This is a genomic window from Stenotrophomonas sp. K-6 (assembly GCF_056861555.1).
In genome coordinates this window covers 526,720-541,444 of record NZ_JBSPUC010000003.1, presented here as the reverse complement: position 1 = coordinate 541,444, position 14,725 = coordinate 526,720, and the positions used below count along the sequence as shown (strand labels likewise).

The window sequence follows — 14,725 nt, the reverse complement described above, 5'->3', positions numbered from 1 at the left end:
GTGGCTTGGCCACTAGATGGCAGGGTTTTCGTGCAGCCACCCATGGGGTGGCTCTGCCGGTGGTTGGCGCCGTTGGGTGGCGTCCACCAGCGAATCGGCACCGATATCGGCGATGGTCTTGGCGCCGGTAAGCGTCATCGCCACGCGCATTTCCTTGGCCATCAGGTCCAGCAGATTGGCGACGCCGGCCTCGCCCTGCGCAGCGAGCGCATACACGAACGCACGCCCCAGCAGCACGCTGTCCGCGCCCAGGGCAATCATGCGGACCACATCCAGGCCGTTGCGGATGCCGGAGTCGGCCAGGATCTTCAGCTCGCCCTTGACCGCGTCGGCAATCGCCGGCAGCGCCCGCGCGGTGGACAGCACACCGTCGAGCTGGCGCCCGCCATGGTTGGAGACCACGATGCCGTCGGCCCCGAAGCGGACCGCATCTCGCGCATCCTCCGGGTCAAGGATGCCCTTGATCACCATCGGGCCGGTCCAGAACTCACGGATCCACTCCAGGTCTTTCCACGAAATGGACGGATCGAAGTTGGCGCCCAGCCAGCCGATGTAGTCGGCCAGGCCGGTCGGGCTGCCGCGGTAAGTGGAGATGTTGCCCAGGTCGTGCGGGCGCCCGAACAGGCCGACGTCCCACGCCCAGCGCGGGTGCGTCACCGCCTGCAGCATGCGCCGCGCCGGTGCATTCGGGCCGCTCATACCCGAGTGCGCGTCACGATAGCGCGCGCCCGGCGTGGGCATGTCCACGGTGAACACCAACGTGGTCACCCCGGCCGCCTTGGCCCGCTCCAGCGCATTGCGCATGAAGCCGCGATCCTTGAGCACATACAGCTGGAACCACATCGGCCGATCAATCGCCGGAGCCACTTCCTCGATCGGACAGACCGACACGGTAGACAGCGTGAATGGAATCCCCCGACTCGCCGCTGCCCGCGCCGCCTGCACTTCACCGCGGCGCGCGTACATCCCGGTCAGCCCGACCGGCGCCAGTGCCACCGGCATCGCCAGGCGTTCCCCGAACAGCTCTGTCTCCAGGCTCAGGTCGGACATGTTGCGCAGGATGCGCTGGCGCAGCGCGATGTCCGACAGGTCGGCGACGTTGCGCTTCAGGGTGTGCTCGGCGTATGCGCCGCCATCGATGTAATGGAACAGGAACGGCGGCAGACGGCATTGTGCCGCTGCACGGTAATCGGTGGAGGCGGAAATGATCATGGGTCATCTGCGCTGGAACAGCCTCCAGTGAACCGCAGAATGCAGAGCATGCCAACTAGACCATTGGTCGAGCGCCTTTCCGGCAGCTCTGCGGGCTATCAGCCGCAGTCGCTGGAGCGACCCTTCAGTTCCACCAGGTTGCCGTCGGGGTCACGCAGGCGCAGCGACAGCCCATCGCCTTCCGCGCCGTAATTGCGCTCGGCCTTCCCTTCCAGCGTGAGCTGCTGCCCCTCCAGATGCGCGCGCACGTCTGCCTCATCGAAGGGCTCCACGCGCAGGCACAGATGATCGAGGTTGCGTCCTTCGCGTCCCGGCGCCGCACCGCCTTTGACGCCCAGGGGGCCGTCCACGCTGACAAGGTCGATCATCGATTCGCCTGCATGCAGATGCACCATGCCCAACGAGGGACGCTCACGGGCGACCGTGCAACCGAGAACGTCGCGGTAGAAGCGCACCGCACGCGGAAGATCCTGCACCCGCAGCACCACATGGTCGATGCGTTGGATCTGGAAGGGACGTTCGCTGCTCATGACGAGGACTCCAGTTTTTTGGCGATACGGCTGAACACCACCAGCACGATCAGGCACAACACACTTACGCCGATGGCGATCACGTACTCACCGATGCCGACCGCGATGCCGATGGCAGCGGCCATGATCAGCGAGCTGGCAGTGGTCAGTCCGCTGACCTGATCATCGCGCGAGCCCCGCAGGATCGTGCCGGCGGCGACGAAGCCAACGCAGGCCACTACCGCTTCGATCAGTCGCACCGGATCGACCTGCAGCAGGTCGCGGTAACGCTCTTCCTGGAAGTGTTCGGCGATGCTGTCACCGAGCCCGACAATCAACGCGGCCGCGCCTGCGATCAGCATGTGCGTGCGCAGGCCAGCCGCATGCTTGCCCATCTCGCGCTCGATGCCGAGCGTGGCCCCCAGCAGCATCGCCACGGCTATCCGCAGCAGGATCGATAGATCTTGTTCCAGTCCCATCTGCGTCTCTCATCCGGCAATGGACGGAGCGTCGCAGACAGGGGCGTCTGAGCACCGTGAAGCAAACGGCAGGCCTTGGTGAGCCTGCCGTCGCAGGGCCTACTGCGCCAGATAACCGCCATCGATCGCGTAGTACGTGCCCGTCGCAAAGCCGGCATCGGCACTGGCCAGCCAGGCTACCAGCGCGGCAACTTCTTCCGGCTTGCCGAGACGCCCCAGCGCATGCTTGCTTTCCAGCGCCTGCTTCACCTTCGGGTCCATCTTGTCCAGCAACGGCGTGGCGATGAAGCCCGGGCCGACCGCGTTGATACGGATCTTGTCCGCCGCGTGTTCCCACGCGGCCGTCTGGGTCAGGCCGACCACGCCATGCTTGGCTGCGACATAGGCTGCTGAATTGTTGAACCCGACCTGGCCGAGGATGGAGGCCATGTTGATGATGCTGCCACCATTACCCGAGCTGCGCATCGCCTGGATCTGCGCCCGCTGGCACAGGAACACGCTGTTGAGATTGACGTCGATGACGTTCTTCCAGCCATCCACCGGGTAGTCACCGCTGGCCGCCGACGGCCCGCCGATACCCGCGTTGTTCACTGCGATATCCAGCCCACCGAGTTCCTCGACGGTCTGCTTCACGGCCGCTTCAACGGCGTTCTCGTCGGTGACGTTCAACGCGATGCCGATCGACTTCGCGCCTTTCCTGCGCAGCGCTTCGGCAGTCTTCTCGACGGCATCGGCCTTGAGATCCCATACCGCGACCGCGGCGCCGGAATCGGCCAGCAATTCAGCCACGGCCAGGCCGATACCGGAGACGCCGCCGGTGACGATGGCGACCTTGCCCTTGAGTTGATAATCAATCATCGCGTTGTTCCTCGGGTTGGAATAAGGCTGCGGGCAGTGCCTGCCCATGCCTCGACCATACGCCGCGAAAGCGTTACAGAACGTGCACAGCAGGCTCCGCAACAATCCTTCCCATCGCTGCAACGCACCTGGGCCTATGCTCGGGGTCGTATGCCCACATACCTGTTTCATCCGCCGATGGCGGTCCCCCTCCCCCAAGGTAAGCCCATGACAGAGTCCAGTGACGGCCAGTTGTTCTCCCCCACCCGTCTGGGGGCCATCGAGGTCGCCAACCGCGTTGCGATGGCACCGCTGACCCGCAACCGCGCGATCCACGACCGCATTCCCAATCCCCTTGCGATCCAGTACTACGAGCAGCGCGCCAGTGCTGGGTTGATCATCGCCGAGGCCACCCAGATCAGCCCGATGGGCCAGGGCTATCTCGACACGCCCGGCATCTACAGCCAGACGCAGATCGATGCCTGGAAAAAAGTCACCGATGCCGTCCACGCGCGCGGCGGAAAGATCGTGCTGCAGCTGTGGCATGTTGGCCGTATCTCGCACACCAGCCTGCTGCCCGAGGGCGAGGTTCCGGTAGCACCGAGTGCACTGCGTGCCAACACCAAAACGTTCACCGCCAAGGGCTTTGAAGAGGTTTCCGAGCCCCGCGCCCTGCGCCTGGATGAGATTCCCGGCCTGATCCAGGACTTCCGCCAGGCCGCGCGCAACGCGATCACCGCCGGCTTTGACGGCGTGGAAGTGCATGCCGCCAACGGCTACCTGATCGATCAGTTCCTGCGCGATGGCAGCAACCAGCGCACCGACGAATACGGTGGCAGCATCGAGAACCGCACCCGCCTGCTCGATGAAGTGGTCCGCGCGATCGTCTCTGAAATCGGCGCCGAACGTACCGGCGTGCGCCTGTCACCGGTGACGCCGGCCAACGATGCCGCCGATTCCAACCCGCAGCCATTGTTCGAACTGGCGGTCGAGCGCCTGGATGCCATCGGTCCGCTGGCCTTCATCCACGTGATCGAAGGCGCGACCGGTGGTCCACGCGACAACATCGCCTTCGACTATGCCGCGCTGCGCGCCAAGTTCACCGGTGCCTGGATCGCCAACAACGGCTATGACCAGGCACGCGCGGAAGCGGCCGTGGCGTCCGGCTATGCCGATATGGTCGCGTTCGGTCGCCCCTTCATCGCCAACCCGGATCTGGTCGAGCGTTTCCGTCTCGGCGTGGCGCTGTCCGAGCTGGACCAGGACACGCTGTATGGCGGCGGTGCGCAGGGCTACACCGACTACCCCAGCGTTTCAGGCTGATCCGCGTGCTGCTACCGGTCGCGCATCGCATCGGTCACATCGCCGCCGGCCAGCACCGGCAGCAGCGCTGCAGGTAACTTGCAGGGGCGCGTGGGCACACTGTCCACGCGCCACCCGCGTCCGAGCAGGACGCCCTTTCCCTTTGAAGGCGGACCATCGCCGGGTGCCGGGCAGCTGATATCACTGAGCAGCACCTGTCCGTCGCGATCCAGCCATTGCTGGACGAAGTACTCGCCATCGGCAAAACGCATCGTGCCGAGATTCACCAGCGTCAGCGGCTGCCGTTCCACATCCCCCTGCCAGGTGGACTGCAGTTCCACACCACTGAACAGCAGACGTCGTCGCAGCAGTACCTGGTGGTTCTCGTCCAGCAGGGTCAGCGCCTCATCGCCCCCGTCCAGATGGCGGCGCGTCCAGGTGCGGTCCGTGCCCCAGGGCAGGATATCGAAGCTCTCTGGCGGCGCCGGTTCGCTGCCATCGGCCAGCATCATTCCCAGTTTTCCGTCCCGGCGGAATACCACCCGGCCCCCGTCCATGCGCACCACACCTTCGAAGGGACGCCCCACGATGCGGCCACGCTCGAGGTTGTACAGGTGGTTGACGCCGGCGGCCTGCTCCCGGAGCAACAACAACGGGGGGCTGACGTGGTCATCGTCGATGGCCATGTCGGCAGGTACCGTGAAGGCCGTGCGTCCATCCCACCACAGGCGGGGCGAGGATTCGCCGACGAGCGTGCCCAGCAACCCGCCGGCAACCGAATCGAAGCTGTCCACGTTCGGCGGCGCGAACACCACCTCGCCGTAGCAGTCCAGTACCGCAGCGGTATCTGTATCGGTGGCATGCCGGACGCGCCACGGCGGTGCCTGTCGCTGTTGGGCATCGGGTTCGTCGAGCACGACTGCCAGCGCCGCGGGGGCGGCGGTGGGCGGAATGGCACCCGCCTTGTCCAGTACCTGCCAGCGGCCACCACAGTAGTCCAGGCGCACGTTGCCGTGCTGTGCGGCAAAGTGTCCGTCGGCCATCAGCCAGCCGGGCTCGGGCGTGTCCTCGGCGCTGCCGGTGGCGTGCCGATAGACCTGCTCGGGCCAGTCGCGCCGGCCTGCGCTACCGCCGTACTGTCGGTAGCGGGGATACAGACCATCCTGCTGGTAGCGGGCGATGTCCGTCGCCCTGCCCTGTGCATCCACCCGCCGCCACAGCTCGCCCTTGCGCAGCCACCAGCCACCGTCGGTGACCGGCAGCAGTGCGTCGATGTCATCGGAAAACAGCGTCGTACCGGATTCATCCCGCACGTCGCAGTGCTCAGGTACCTGGACACTGCACGCGACATACACGTGGCGGCCGGCGAACGGCCCAGCCACCCATTGGACCTGCCGCTCGTCCAGCTCCATGACCGCCCGCCCGTGCAGGTCATGGAAGCGCAGCGGACCACTGCGGGCGTTCCACAGCACGCGATCGGGTACCGCCAACGGCACCCATTCGCCATCCTTCAGCGCTGGAAAGCGAACCTGACCCAGCGCATCCACCACGCCCCGGCCACCGGCCGCCTCACCATCGGCCTGGATGAACGCCTCCCACAGCGGATCACCGGAGACGGCCTGCCGCAGCACGAACCGTTCGTGGTACTCGGTGTAACCGCGGTCCTCACGCAGCAGGCGTCCTGCATCGTCGTACCACTGCTGCGGCGTGGTGGGGCCCTGTGCGCGCATCCAGCGGTCGGCGGACAGCCGATGCATGCGCGCGCCATTGGGCGGCACCAGCAGGCGGCCATCGAGGGACACCAGCGCCTCGGCGCCGAAACTATTGCCCAGCACGGTGAACGACTGCGCGGGCGCGCCGCCTGCCAGCGACATCAGCGCGCCTGCCACGAACATCCTTTTCATCGGTCGCATCATGCAAAGTGGAGCTGCACGCTAGCGCCTGTCCCTTGGCGATGCAATGCATCTGGCACCATCCGTGCGCGCGATACTCCTGGACTCAGTACACCGGCAACGAAATGAAACTGGCCTGCTGCGGCGCGTGCCAGATCTGCTGCGTCGCCTTCTGGTAATCGCCCGGCTTGGCAAGATAGATGTTCGGCACGAACGTCTGCGGATTGCGGTCGTACAGCGGGAACAGGCTCGACTGCACCTGCACCATCACCCGATGGCCCGGCTGGAACACATGGTTCGCCGTTGGTAGACCGAACGTGTAGTCCAGCACCTGGTTGCTTGCGATCGCCTTCGGGTCGCTGAAGCTCTCCCGGTACCGGCCACGGAAGATCGCCATCGAGACCGACAGCTCATAGCCGCCCATCTCCGGCGTCGACGGCATCTGGTCCGGATACACGTCGATCAGCTTCACCACCCAGTCGCTGTCACTGCCACTCGTGGCTGCCTGCAGATTCACCTGCGGCGCACCGCCGATCCGCAACGGCTCGGTCAATGGTTCGCTGACGAAGGTCAGCACGTCCGGGCGACCGTCCACGAAGCGCTGATCCTTCACCAACCAGCTCGTCCACATATCGCGGTCGGCGAAGCGCACCGGGCGCGGCACGAACGGCACCGGCTTGGCCGGATCGGACACATAGGCCTCAAAGGTCGCTTCACCGGCCTGCGGTGCCTCGAAGGACAGCTTGCCGCCCGCCCGCAGGTACAGCGGCTTGGACTGCGCCACGCTGCGCGGCCACTGCTGCAGCCTGTCCCAGTGGTTCTCGCCGGTGTTGTAGATCAGCACCGGCGGTGTCTGCGCCTTGGGCGCGCCATCCACCAGGTACTGATCGAAGAACGGCTTGAGCACATCGCGGCGGAACTGCAGCGCGGTGTCCCCGTCGAACTTCAAGGCGCCCAGGCTGCTGCCGTCATAGTTGACCTGGCTGTGCCGCCACGGCCCCATCACCAGATAATTCAGCGTGTTGCTGGTGTCACGCGGCTCCATCGCCGCATAGCTGTGCACCGCACCCCACATGTCTTCTTGGTCCCACAGGCCCTGCAGCCACATCGTGGGCACCTTCAGCTCGGTCTTGGCCATGCGCGCGTCCAGCGCCTGTTCCTGCCAGAACGTGTCGTAGCTGGGGTGCTCGATCAGTTTGTGCCACCACGGCAACTGGTCCAACCCATTGGCCTTGGCGTAGTCCCCGGCCGAGCCGGCGCGCAGGAAGGTGGTGTAGTCGTCGTAGCCCACGCTGGGAATGGATGGGCCTTTGCCACGCTTGGCCAGCTGCCCGGTGAAGTAGCCGAAATTGACTTGCCGGAACGCGCCGTAGTTGAGCCAATCATCACCCATCCAGCCATCGATCATCGGGCTCTGCGGCGCAGCCACCTTCAATGCCGGGTGCGGGTTGGTCAGCGCCATCACCACGGTGAAGCCCTCATACGACGAGCCCAGCATGCCGACCTTGCCATTGCTCTCGGGCACGTGCTTGACCAGCCAATCGATGGTGTCCCACGCGTCGGTTGCGTGGTCCACCTTCGTGGTGTTGAGCGGCCCACGCAGCGGCCGGGTCATCACGTAATCGCCCTCGGAGCCGTATTTGCCGCGGATGTCCTGGAACACCCGGATGTAACCGCCATCAACGAACACCTCATCGCCCTGCGGCAGGATGTCGCGCATGTTCGGCGAATCCATGCGTTTGGCGCGGTTGGCGGCATCGTACGGCGTGCGGGTCAGCAGGATCGGCGCGTGCCTGGCGCCCTTGGGCACCACGATCACCGTGTAGAGTTTCGTTCCGTCACGCATCGGCACCATCACCACGCGCTTGTCGTAGTTGTCCTGCGCCGTGGGCGTCACGAACCCCTTGGCCGGAATATCCGGGGTCATCGGCGAGGTCTGCGCCGACACACTGGCCGCCACCATCAGACTCAACAGCGCAACTGGCACTACACGCACACGCATGGGGGCTCTCCCGGCAGTGATGGCAACCTCCGCAGCCTAGCGCCGCGCGGCCTGCGCCGGTAGATGCCGATCGGCGTGTTGTCGGGCCGCTTGGCGCATTCAGCCGCCAACCGCCGTTTCATGCAAAGCCTGCCAGCGCAGCGTGCCGTCCGGGCGGCTCACGAGAACCGCCAAGGCCTCACGTCGATTGCCGGTGGCATCCGCGCCGATCTGATCCTCGCGATAGCGCACCGCGCAGGCGTTGGCACCCAACGGCAGATACTGCAAGGCACCGACGGTGATCTGCAGGCCTGGCCGGCTGCCATGGGCCGATCCGAAGAAGCTTGCCAGCGCCGGCTTGTCCAGGCGGACGCCACGAATCCCGACCATGCTGAAGTCCTCGCTGAAACGGGCCAGCAGTGTGTCCAGCGCAGCCAGTGGCGAGCGCCCGGTGAACCAGTCTTCGATCAGCACATGCAGGTCATGGATCTCGTTGAAGGCAAGCGTGTCATTCATGGGGAGGTTCTCAGGGAAAGGGAGGACGCCGACAGGCGCCACAACAACAGGGTCGGCAGCAGGCTCATACCGGCCGCCAGCATCAGGGTGAGCGTGAATGCCTGTGCCGGCAGGACGGCGGAGAGCAGCGCCAGGACGCAGGCCAGCAGTGCGGCGGCCAGGCAGAAACTGAGCTGGCGGTTGAGATTCCACAGCGCGCTGCCCGGCAGCAGCTCCGCGTCCGCCAGCCCTTGGAAGGCGAGCGTCTGCGCGCTGCTGCTGCACAGGCTCCCGCCCAGCCCCATCAGCCCGAAGGCCAGCACGGGCAGCCAGGGCTGACCGGCCTGCACGCCGATCAGCAGCACGATCCCGACGGCCTGGCATCCCATGCCGACGCTCAACAGCGGGCGCGCCCCGATGCGTGGCAGCCAGTGCCTGGTGGTGGCGATCGCGCAGGCCGAGGCGATCGCCCACGGCAACATGAAGCCACCAATGGCAGCGGCGCCGTAACCCTGCCGATGCAGCATCAGCGTCGCCACCAGTTGCGTGCCGATGAAGGTGCCCGGCACCAGTAGATAGACCAGCATCGCCAGCCGCAGCGAGGCATGTCGCAGCAGCGACCAGTGGAGCACCGGCTGATCGGTTCGATGCGCACTGCGGGCGTAGAGAAACAGCACCACGGCGGCGGCAACCAGCAGCCCAGCGCCCACGCGCCGCTGGCCCGGTTCGGCGATCAGGCTCAGCGCGACCAGCAGCACGCTCAGCCCCGTCGAGCCCAGCAGCAGCCCGCGCCGGTCCAGCGCTGGCGCGGACAGCGGCGCACCCGGACGGACCCAGCAGGCCGCCAGCACCAGGGCCACTACGGCCAGCGGCACACTGACCAGCAGCACGCCCCGCCACGAGCCCCACTCCACCAGCAGGCCGCCCAGCGTGGGTGACAGCGCCGGCACCAGCAGTGCGACCGCCATGATGCGGGCGGTCAGGCGCCCACGATCGGCCGGTGGGCATTCGCGGTAGGCCATCGCCTGCCCCACCGGAATCAACAGCCCACCGCCCAGCCCCTGCAGCAGGCGCCACGCGATCAGCCACCCGATGCTCGGCGCGGTGCCCGCCAGCACGGCGCCTACGGTAAACAGGGCCAGCGAGAGGCACAGCACCCGGCGCTCGCCAAGGCGCGCGGCCAGCCAACTGCCCAGTGGAATCACCACGGTCAGGCCGAGCATGTAGGCGTTGCCGATCCACGCCAGCTGCGGCACGGAGGCCTGCAGGTCGGCGGCGATGGCCGGATATGCGACGGTACCGATGAACATGTTCACCAGGTCCAGCGAGAATCCCAGCAGGTACAGCGTTTCCACCCTGGCCCGGTATGTCATGCGGTGCTCCGATTGCGAGGCGGCAGCATGCGCGTTGGCGGCGGCTGGATAAACGGGCAACCGGATGCAAGACTGTCAAACCATTTTTGACAGTAAAAACGTCGCCATGGTCAGCCTGGACCGCTTCGAGACCTTCAAAACGATTGTCGATGCCGGCAGCCTGACCGCGGCCGCGCAGCGCCTTGGCCAGAGCCGGGCCGTGGTGAGCTTCAACCTCAAGCGACTGGAGCAGGAACTGGGCGTGACCCTGCTGGTGCGCAATACCCGCAGCCTGGCACTGACCGAGGCCGGCGAACGCTTCTACCAGCACTGCACCGCCCTGCTGGCGACTGCCGAGCTGGCGATCGAGGAGGCCCGCAGCGAACAGCTGCAGCTGCGTGGCACGCTGCGGCTGACCACCACGCCGGAATATGCGATCGCACGGGTCGTGCCGGTGTTGGAGTCGTTCCGCGCCCTGCATCCTGAGCTGCGCCTGCACCTGTCCACCTCACCGGCGCCGGCGGACCTGATTCCCGAGCGGTTCGATCTGGCGATCCGGTTGGGGCGGCTGCAGGACTCGCAGCTGCGCGCGACCCTGCTGGACGAACACGCGCTGTGCGCGGTCGCCGCGCCGTCGTTGTTGTCCACGTTGCCGGATGATGCCGCGCGCGATGACCCGGACTGGGTCCGCATGCTGCCACGATTGGGGTATCCGCGCCTGGCGGATCTACCGCTGGTGGCGCCCGATGGCAGCGACCAGGTATTTGCCTGCAACCCCGCCCATGCGGTGGTTACGGTCGATAACGCCTCCACCCTGCGTGCCTTCGCGCTGGCCGGGGCCGGCGCGACCGTGTTGCCGCAGTGGTTGATCGATGACGATCTGGCGCAGGGCCGGCTGCTGCCGATCCTGCGCCGTCATCGTTTTCCGCGCCAGGGCGTCTATGCGGTGTTTCCCAACACCGCCCAGCCCTCGCGCCGGGTCCGGCTGCTGCTGGCGCACCTGCGCGAGCACCTGCCGGGGTAACCGGGGCACGACCCACGGCCGTGCCCCGCCCGTCAGCTCAGCGGACGACCTGCTCCGTCAGCTCCAGCGGCACGCGCTGCACCGGCGCATTGGCCGCGCGCGAGAGCTGCACTTCGTACTGCCCACCGGCAATCTTCCACTGCTTGGCGGCGGTATCGAAGCTGGCCAGCGTCTTCGGCTCGGCTTCGATGCGGATCCGGCGGCTTTCACCCGGCTGCAGCGTCACCTTCTGGAAACCGATCAGGCGGATCGGGGTGGTGCTGCCCTGCGGCAGCTGCAGGTACAGCTGCGGCACGTCCGCACCGGCAACCTTGCCGGTGTTGCGCACGTCCACGCTGGCGACCACACGCTGGCCTTCCACCACCACCTGCAGGTTGTCGTAGCCGAAGCTGGTGTAGGACAGGCCATGGCCGAACGCGTACTGCGGGGTCAGGCCCTTGGCGGCGAACCACTTGTAACCGACGTTGGCACCTTCGATGTTGTAGTCGATGGTGTCATCCGGCTTGTTCTTCGGGTTGAAGCCCAGGCCGTTGACGTGCGGGCGCGGCAGCTGGCTGACATCGGTCGGCCAGGTCACCGGCAGGCGACCGGACGGATTGACCTTGCCGGTCAGCAGTGCGGCGATACCTTCACCGCCCCGGATGCCCGGGTACCAGGCCTGCAGGATGGCCGGCACCTGCTGCAGCCACGGCAGCTCGACCGGGCCATTGGTTTCCAGCACCACCACCGTCTTCGGGTTGGCCTTGGCCACACCGGCGATCAGCTTGTCCTGGTTGTCCGGCAGCTGCATGTGCGGCAGATCGACCGATTCGGCCGACCACTGCGTGGCGAACACGATGGCCACATCGGCGGCCGCGGCAGCGCGCGCGGCGGCGGCCACATCGCGGCCATCCACGTAATCGATGCGGGCATCCGGACGCTCGGCACGCAGCGCTTCCAGCGGCGAGGACGGGTGGAAGATCACCGGGCCCGGCCAGGTGGTCGGCATCACGCCCGGCACCGCATTGGTGCCCCGCGCGGTCCAGCCCACCATGGAAGAACCACCGCCACCGATCACGCCCTTGTCGGCATGGCCACCGATGATGACGATGCGCTGCACGTCCTTGCCCAGTGGCAGCAGATCATCGGCATTGCGCAGCAGCACGCTGCCTTCTTCAACGGTGCGCTGCGCGGCATGGAAGCCGGCGTCGTCGTCGATCGGCTCATGCACCGGCGGCAGATCGAAGTTGCCGTGCGCGAACATGGTGCGCAGGATGCGACCGACCATGTCGTCCAGGCGCGCCTGCGGCACCACGCCACCGGCCACGGCCAGGCGCAGCGGTTCGTCGAAATAGACCGCCTTGTCGAACACTTCGCCGGCCGACTGCTGGTCCAGACCGGCCAGCGCCGCCTTGGAACCACTATGCACGCCGCCCCAATCGGACATCACGAAACCGGGGAACTTCCATTCCTGCTTGAGCACCTCGTTCATGAGGTAATCGTGTTCGCAGCCGTAGGTGCCGTTGATGCGGTTGTACGAGCACATCGCCGAACCGGGCTTGCCGATGTCCATGGCGATCTCGAACGCCAGCAGGTCCGATTCGCGCATCGCCTGCTCGCCGATCTCGGCACTGTGGAAATTGCGCGAGGTCTCCATGTCGTTGAGCGCGAAGTGCTTCATCGTGGAGATGACGTGCTGGCTCTGCACGCCGCGGATCGACTCGCCGACCAGCACACCGGCCAGCAGCGGATCTTCACCGGCATATTCGAAGTTGCGGCCGTTGCGCGGATCGCGCTGCAGGTTGACGCTGCCGGCCAGCAGGATGTTGAAGCGCTGCTGCCAGGCTTCACGGCCCATGGTGGCACCGCCAGCGAAGGCGATATCCGGGTTCCAGCTGGAGGCCGTGGACGGGCCCGACGGCATCGCGGTGGCGTGGTCGCCCTTGCGGATGCCGCCCGGGTTGGTCACGCCGACACCGGCATCGGCCGACTGCTGCGAGGGAATGCCCAGGCGTGGAACGCCCGGCACGAAACCGGCCGAACCGACCGCGCCTTCCGGCAGCGGACCGCCGTCTTTGCCCAGCCCGAAGTAGCTGTGCAGCATCTGGAACTTTTCGTCCACGGTCATCTGCGCGACCAGGGCCTTGGCACGGGCATCGGCGTTCAGGCCGGTGTCCATCCACGGCGTCTCGCCACCCACCGGCGCGGCATAGCCCAGGGTCAGCAACGTGGCGGCGGTGGTGCCCTTTTTGCCCTCATGGGTGCGCAGCTTGATCGCCGCCGACGTGGCCGACTGGAAGCCATCGCTGAAGTAGCTCTCGTTGGCTTCCAGCGCGACGCGCGACGGATCGAACCCGGCGGTGGTGGCCGCATCGGCGCTCACCGCGCCCAGCAGCACGGCCGGTGCGCCCAGGCGCGAGCCGGTGACCAGTGGCGGCAGTGCTGCGGCATCGGCGGCGCTGGTGTACAGCGCGACCACGTGGCGGCCATCGTTGAGGCGCAGGTAATTCAGCGACGGCTGCTCGGTGCCCGACTCGGCCTCGATCGGCAGGCGGGTCAGCACGACGCTGCCGGTCTGCTGGGCGGCGGCAGGATCGGCGGTCACGAAACGATAGTGGTAGCCCAGCGCATCGGCCAGACCCTGCAGCGGATCCACGCGATCGGCGCGGCGCTCCACGTTGCGCACGGTCACGGCATCGACCTGCAGTTTGTCCAGCTGGGCGGCGACCACGGCCGCATCCAGGTCGCCCGGAGTCTGCTCCAGGGTGAGCACGGTGAACGCGTCGGTGGTGGCGACCGGGGCGGCAGCCCAGGCGGAAGCGCTCAGCGAGAGCGCGATGGCGGCCGTCAGGGCCAGGGGCTTTGAAATCGTTTTCATGAGCGGACGAAACACCTTTGCTTGCGCAATAAATCCAGGGAGTCTTGCCGCAGAAGGGTGCAGCGCCATGTCGGCGGGAACCACGCGCGGGCGCGCGGAACCGTTTACAACGCAAGGCGATGACGGCTACGTCCAGGCCCCTCCGCCCGTCGTGACAGCCGCACCACCCGGGAGGCCCTGACCAGCGCCTCACCCCCGAAGAGTGTCCGAGCCTGTTCATGCCTGTCAACAGGATGCTTACATTTGAGACGCCAGGGGCGTTCCCTTTTACGCCGAAACCGGCTTGATCACTGCTGTAGCGGCGGCGTCCACGACCTGCCCGCGCTGGTCACGCGGCTGCATCAAGGCCAGCGGCAACCCATCGCTGGCGGCCTGCAGTACCGAGCGCGGCTCGCCCGGCGCGAACAGGAATGCCTCGCCCCATTGGCGCAGCGCCACCACCAGCGGGAACAGCGCGCGGCCGCGCTCGGTGAGCACGTACTCCTGATAGCCGCGGCCCTCGCCCAAGGGCTGCTGGGTCAGCACGTCCGCCTCCAGCAAGGCCTGCAGGCGCTGGCTGAGCATGCTGCGCGACATCCCCAGGCGGCGTTGGAAGTCACTGAAACGGCGCGCCCCATCGAAGGCCTCGCGCACGATCAGCAGCGACCAGCGGTCGCCAACCAGATCCAGCGCGCGTCCAACCGGGCAGGTGGTTGTGGGTTCGATTGCCATGAGCACTCTCCTTTCAAGGTTTCATTTTAGAACCACTTACCCCAGACTCAACTGGTTCTATTTTGAGACTATGC

Annotated in this window: 12 protein-coding genes; 2 read left to right on the top strand and 10 right to left on the bottom strand. The window is 66.6% G+C overall.

The window, feature by feature from the left end:
- Positions 1-12 precede the first annotated feature (12 nt).
- The 4 genes from lldD to AC13F7_RS12845 form a co-directional block, all read right to left on the bottom strand.
- Complete coding sequence (gene lldD, locus AC13F7_RS12860) at positions 13-1,212, bottom strand: FMN-dependent L-lactate dehydrogenase LldD (protein WP_483000869.1); 1,200 nt, start codon at positions 1,210-1,212, stop codon at positions 13-15.
- A 98-nt stretch (positions 1,213-1,310) separates the two neighbouring features.
- Positions 1,311-1,742, bottom strand: coding sequence for a VOC family protein (locus AC13F7_RS12855; protein ID WP_481470202.1), 432 nt, complete (start codon positions 1,740-1,742; stop codon positions 1,311-1,313).
- Entirely contained in the window at positions 1,739-2,200 is a 462-nt protein-coding gene (locus AC13F7_RS12850; protein ID WP_346470917.1) for an MgtC/SapB family protein, read from the bottom strand. The genes AC13F7_RS12855 and AC13F7_RS12850 overlap by 4 nt, the downstream gene beginning before the upstream one ends.
- 99 nt (positions 2,201-2,299) lie before the next feature.
- A complete protein-coding gene (locus tag AC13F7_RS12845; protein WP_483000864.1) occupies positions 2,300-3,058 on the bottom strand; it encodes an SDR family NAD(P)-dependent oxidoreductase in 759 nt (252 codons plus the stop codon).
- A gap of 207 nt (positions 3,059-3,265) precedes the next feature.
- Here AC13F7_RS12845 and AC13F7_RS12840 point away from each other — a divergent pair, with 207 nt between their 5' ends.
- Positions 3,266-4,360 carry an alkene reductase gene (locus AC13F7_RS12840; protein WP_483000861.1) on the top strand — a complete coding sequence of 365 codons (1,095 nt, stop codon included), beginning with the start codon at positions 3,266-3,268 and terminating at the stop codon, positions 4,358-4,360.
- An 11-nt stretch (positions 4,361-4,371) separates the two neighbouring features.
- On the opposite strand, the gene AC13F7_RS12835 is transcribed toward AC13F7_RS12840, so the two are convergent.
- The 4 genes from AC13F7_RS12835 to AC13F7_RS12820 all read right to left on the bottom strand — a co-directional run bounded on the left by AC13F7_RS12835 (position 4,372) and on the right by AC13F7_RS12820 (position 10,080).
- Complete coding sequence (locus AC13F7_RS12835) at positions 4,372-6,243, bottom strand: hypothetical protein (protein ID WP_483000860.1); 1,872 nt, start codon at positions 6,241-6,243, stop codon at positions 4,372-4,374.
- Positions 6,244-6,337: 94 nt separating this feature from the next.
- The gene (locus AC13F7_RS12830; protein ID WP_483000859.1) at positions 6,338-8,233 is read right to left on the bottom strand and encodes a CocE/NonD family hydrolase; all 1,896 of its coding nucleotides are present in this window, start codon (positions 8,231-8,233) and stop codon (positions 6,338-6,340) included.
- Between the two features lie 99 nt (positions 8,234-8,332).
- Entirely contained in the window at positions 8,333-8,728 is a 396-nt protein-coding gene (locus AC13F7_RS12825; RefSeq protein ID WP_483000856.1) for a hypothetical protein, read from the bottom strand.
- Positions 8,725-10,080 carry an MFS transporter gene (locus AC13F7_RS12820; RefSeq protein ID WP_483000852.1) on the bottom strand — a complete coding sequence of 452 codons (1,356 nt, stop codon included), beginning with the start codon at positions 10,078-10,080 and terminating at the stop codon, positions 8,725-8,727. The genes AC13F7_RS12825 and AC13F7_RS12820 overlap by 4 nt, the downstream gene beginning before the upstream one ends.
- A 106-nt stretch (positions 10,081-10,186) precedes the next feature.
- Between AC13F7_RS12820 and AC13F7_RS12815 the strand changes: the two genes are divergently transcribed.
- Positions 10,187-11,083 carry a LysR family transcriptional regulator gene (locus AC13F7_RS12815; RefSeq protein WP_481470209.1) on the top strand — a complete coding sequence of 299 codons (897 nt, stop codon included), beginning with the start codon at positions 10,187-10,189 and terminating at the stop codon, positions 11,081-11,083.
- Positions 11,084-11,120: 37 nt separating this feature from the next.
- Here the strand turns inward: AC13F7_RS12815 and AC13F7_RS12810 are convergent, their stop codons facing one another.
- Both AC13F7_RS12810 and AC13F7_RS12805 read right to left on the bottom strand, forming a co-directional pair.
- Entirely contained in the window at positions 11,121-13,940 is a 2,820-nt protein-coding gene (locus AC13F7_RS12810) for a beta-glucosidase (protein ID WP_483000849.1), read from the bottom strand.
- A gap of 267 nt (positions 13,941-14,207) precedes the next feature.
- A complete protein-coding gene (locus tag AC13F7_RS12805) occupies positions 14,208-14,651 on the bottom strand; it encodes a winged helix-turn-helix transcriptional regulator (protein ID WP_481470211.1) in 444 nt (147 codons plus the stop codon).
- Positions 14,652-14,725: the final 74 nt, after the last annotated feature.

What these genes read in the sequence shown, in the direction of transcription:
- AC13F7_RS12820 (WP_483000852.1), bottom strand. Translation starts at nt 10,080, where the DNA reads ATGACATACCGGGCCAGGGTGGAAACGCTGTACCTGCTGGGATTCTCG.
- AC13F7_RS12835 (WP_483000860.1), bottom strand. Translation starts at nt 6,243, where the DNA reads ATGAAAAGGATGTTCGTGGCAGGCGCGCTGATGTCGCTGGCAGGCGGC.
- AC13F7_RS12810 (WP_483000849.1), bottom strand. Translation starts at nt 13,940, where the DNA reads ATGAAAACGATTTCAAAGCCCCTGGCCCTGACGGCCGCCATCGCGCTC.
- AC13F7_RS12840 (WP_483000861.1), top strand. Translation starts at nt 3,266, where the DNA reads ATGACAGAGTCCAGTGACGGCCAGTTGTTCTCCCCCACCCGTCTGGGG.
- AC13F7_RS12855 (WP_481470202.1), bottom strand. Translation starts at nt 1,742, where the DNA reads ATGAGCAGCGAACGTCCCTTCCAGATCCAACGCATCGACCATGTGGTG.
- AC13F7_RS12815 (WP_481470209.1), top strand. Translation starts at nt 10,187, where the DNA reads ATGGTCAGCCTGGACCGCTTCGAGACCTTCAAAACGATTGTCGATGCC.
- AC13F7_RS12830 (WP_483000859.1), bottom strand. Translation starts at nt 8,233, where the DNA reads ATGCGTGTGCGTGTAGTGCCAGTTGCGCTGTTGAGTCTGATGGTGGCG.
- lldD (WP_483000869.1), bottom strand. Translation starts at nt 1,212, where the DNA reads ATGATCATTTCCGCCTCCACCGATTACCGTGCAGCGGCACAATGCCGT.
- AC13F7_RS12825 (WP_483000856.1), bottom strand. Translation starts at nt 8,728, where the DNA reads ATGAATGACACGCTTGCCTTCAACGAGATCCATGACCTGCATGTGCTG.
- AC13F7_RS12805 (WP_481470211.1), bottom strand. Translation starts at nt 14,651, where the DNA reads ATGGCAATCGAACCCACAACCACCTGCCCGGTTGGACGCGCGCTGGAT.
- AC13F7_RS12850 (WP_346470917.1), bottom strand. Translation starts at nt 2,200, where the DNA reads ATGGGACTGGAACAAGATCTATCGATCCTGCTGCGGATAGCCGTGGCG.
- AC13F7_RS12845 (WP_483000864.1), bottom strand. Translation starts at nt 3,058, where the DNA reads ATGATTGATTATCAACTCAAGGGCAAGGTCGCCATCGTCACCGGCGGC.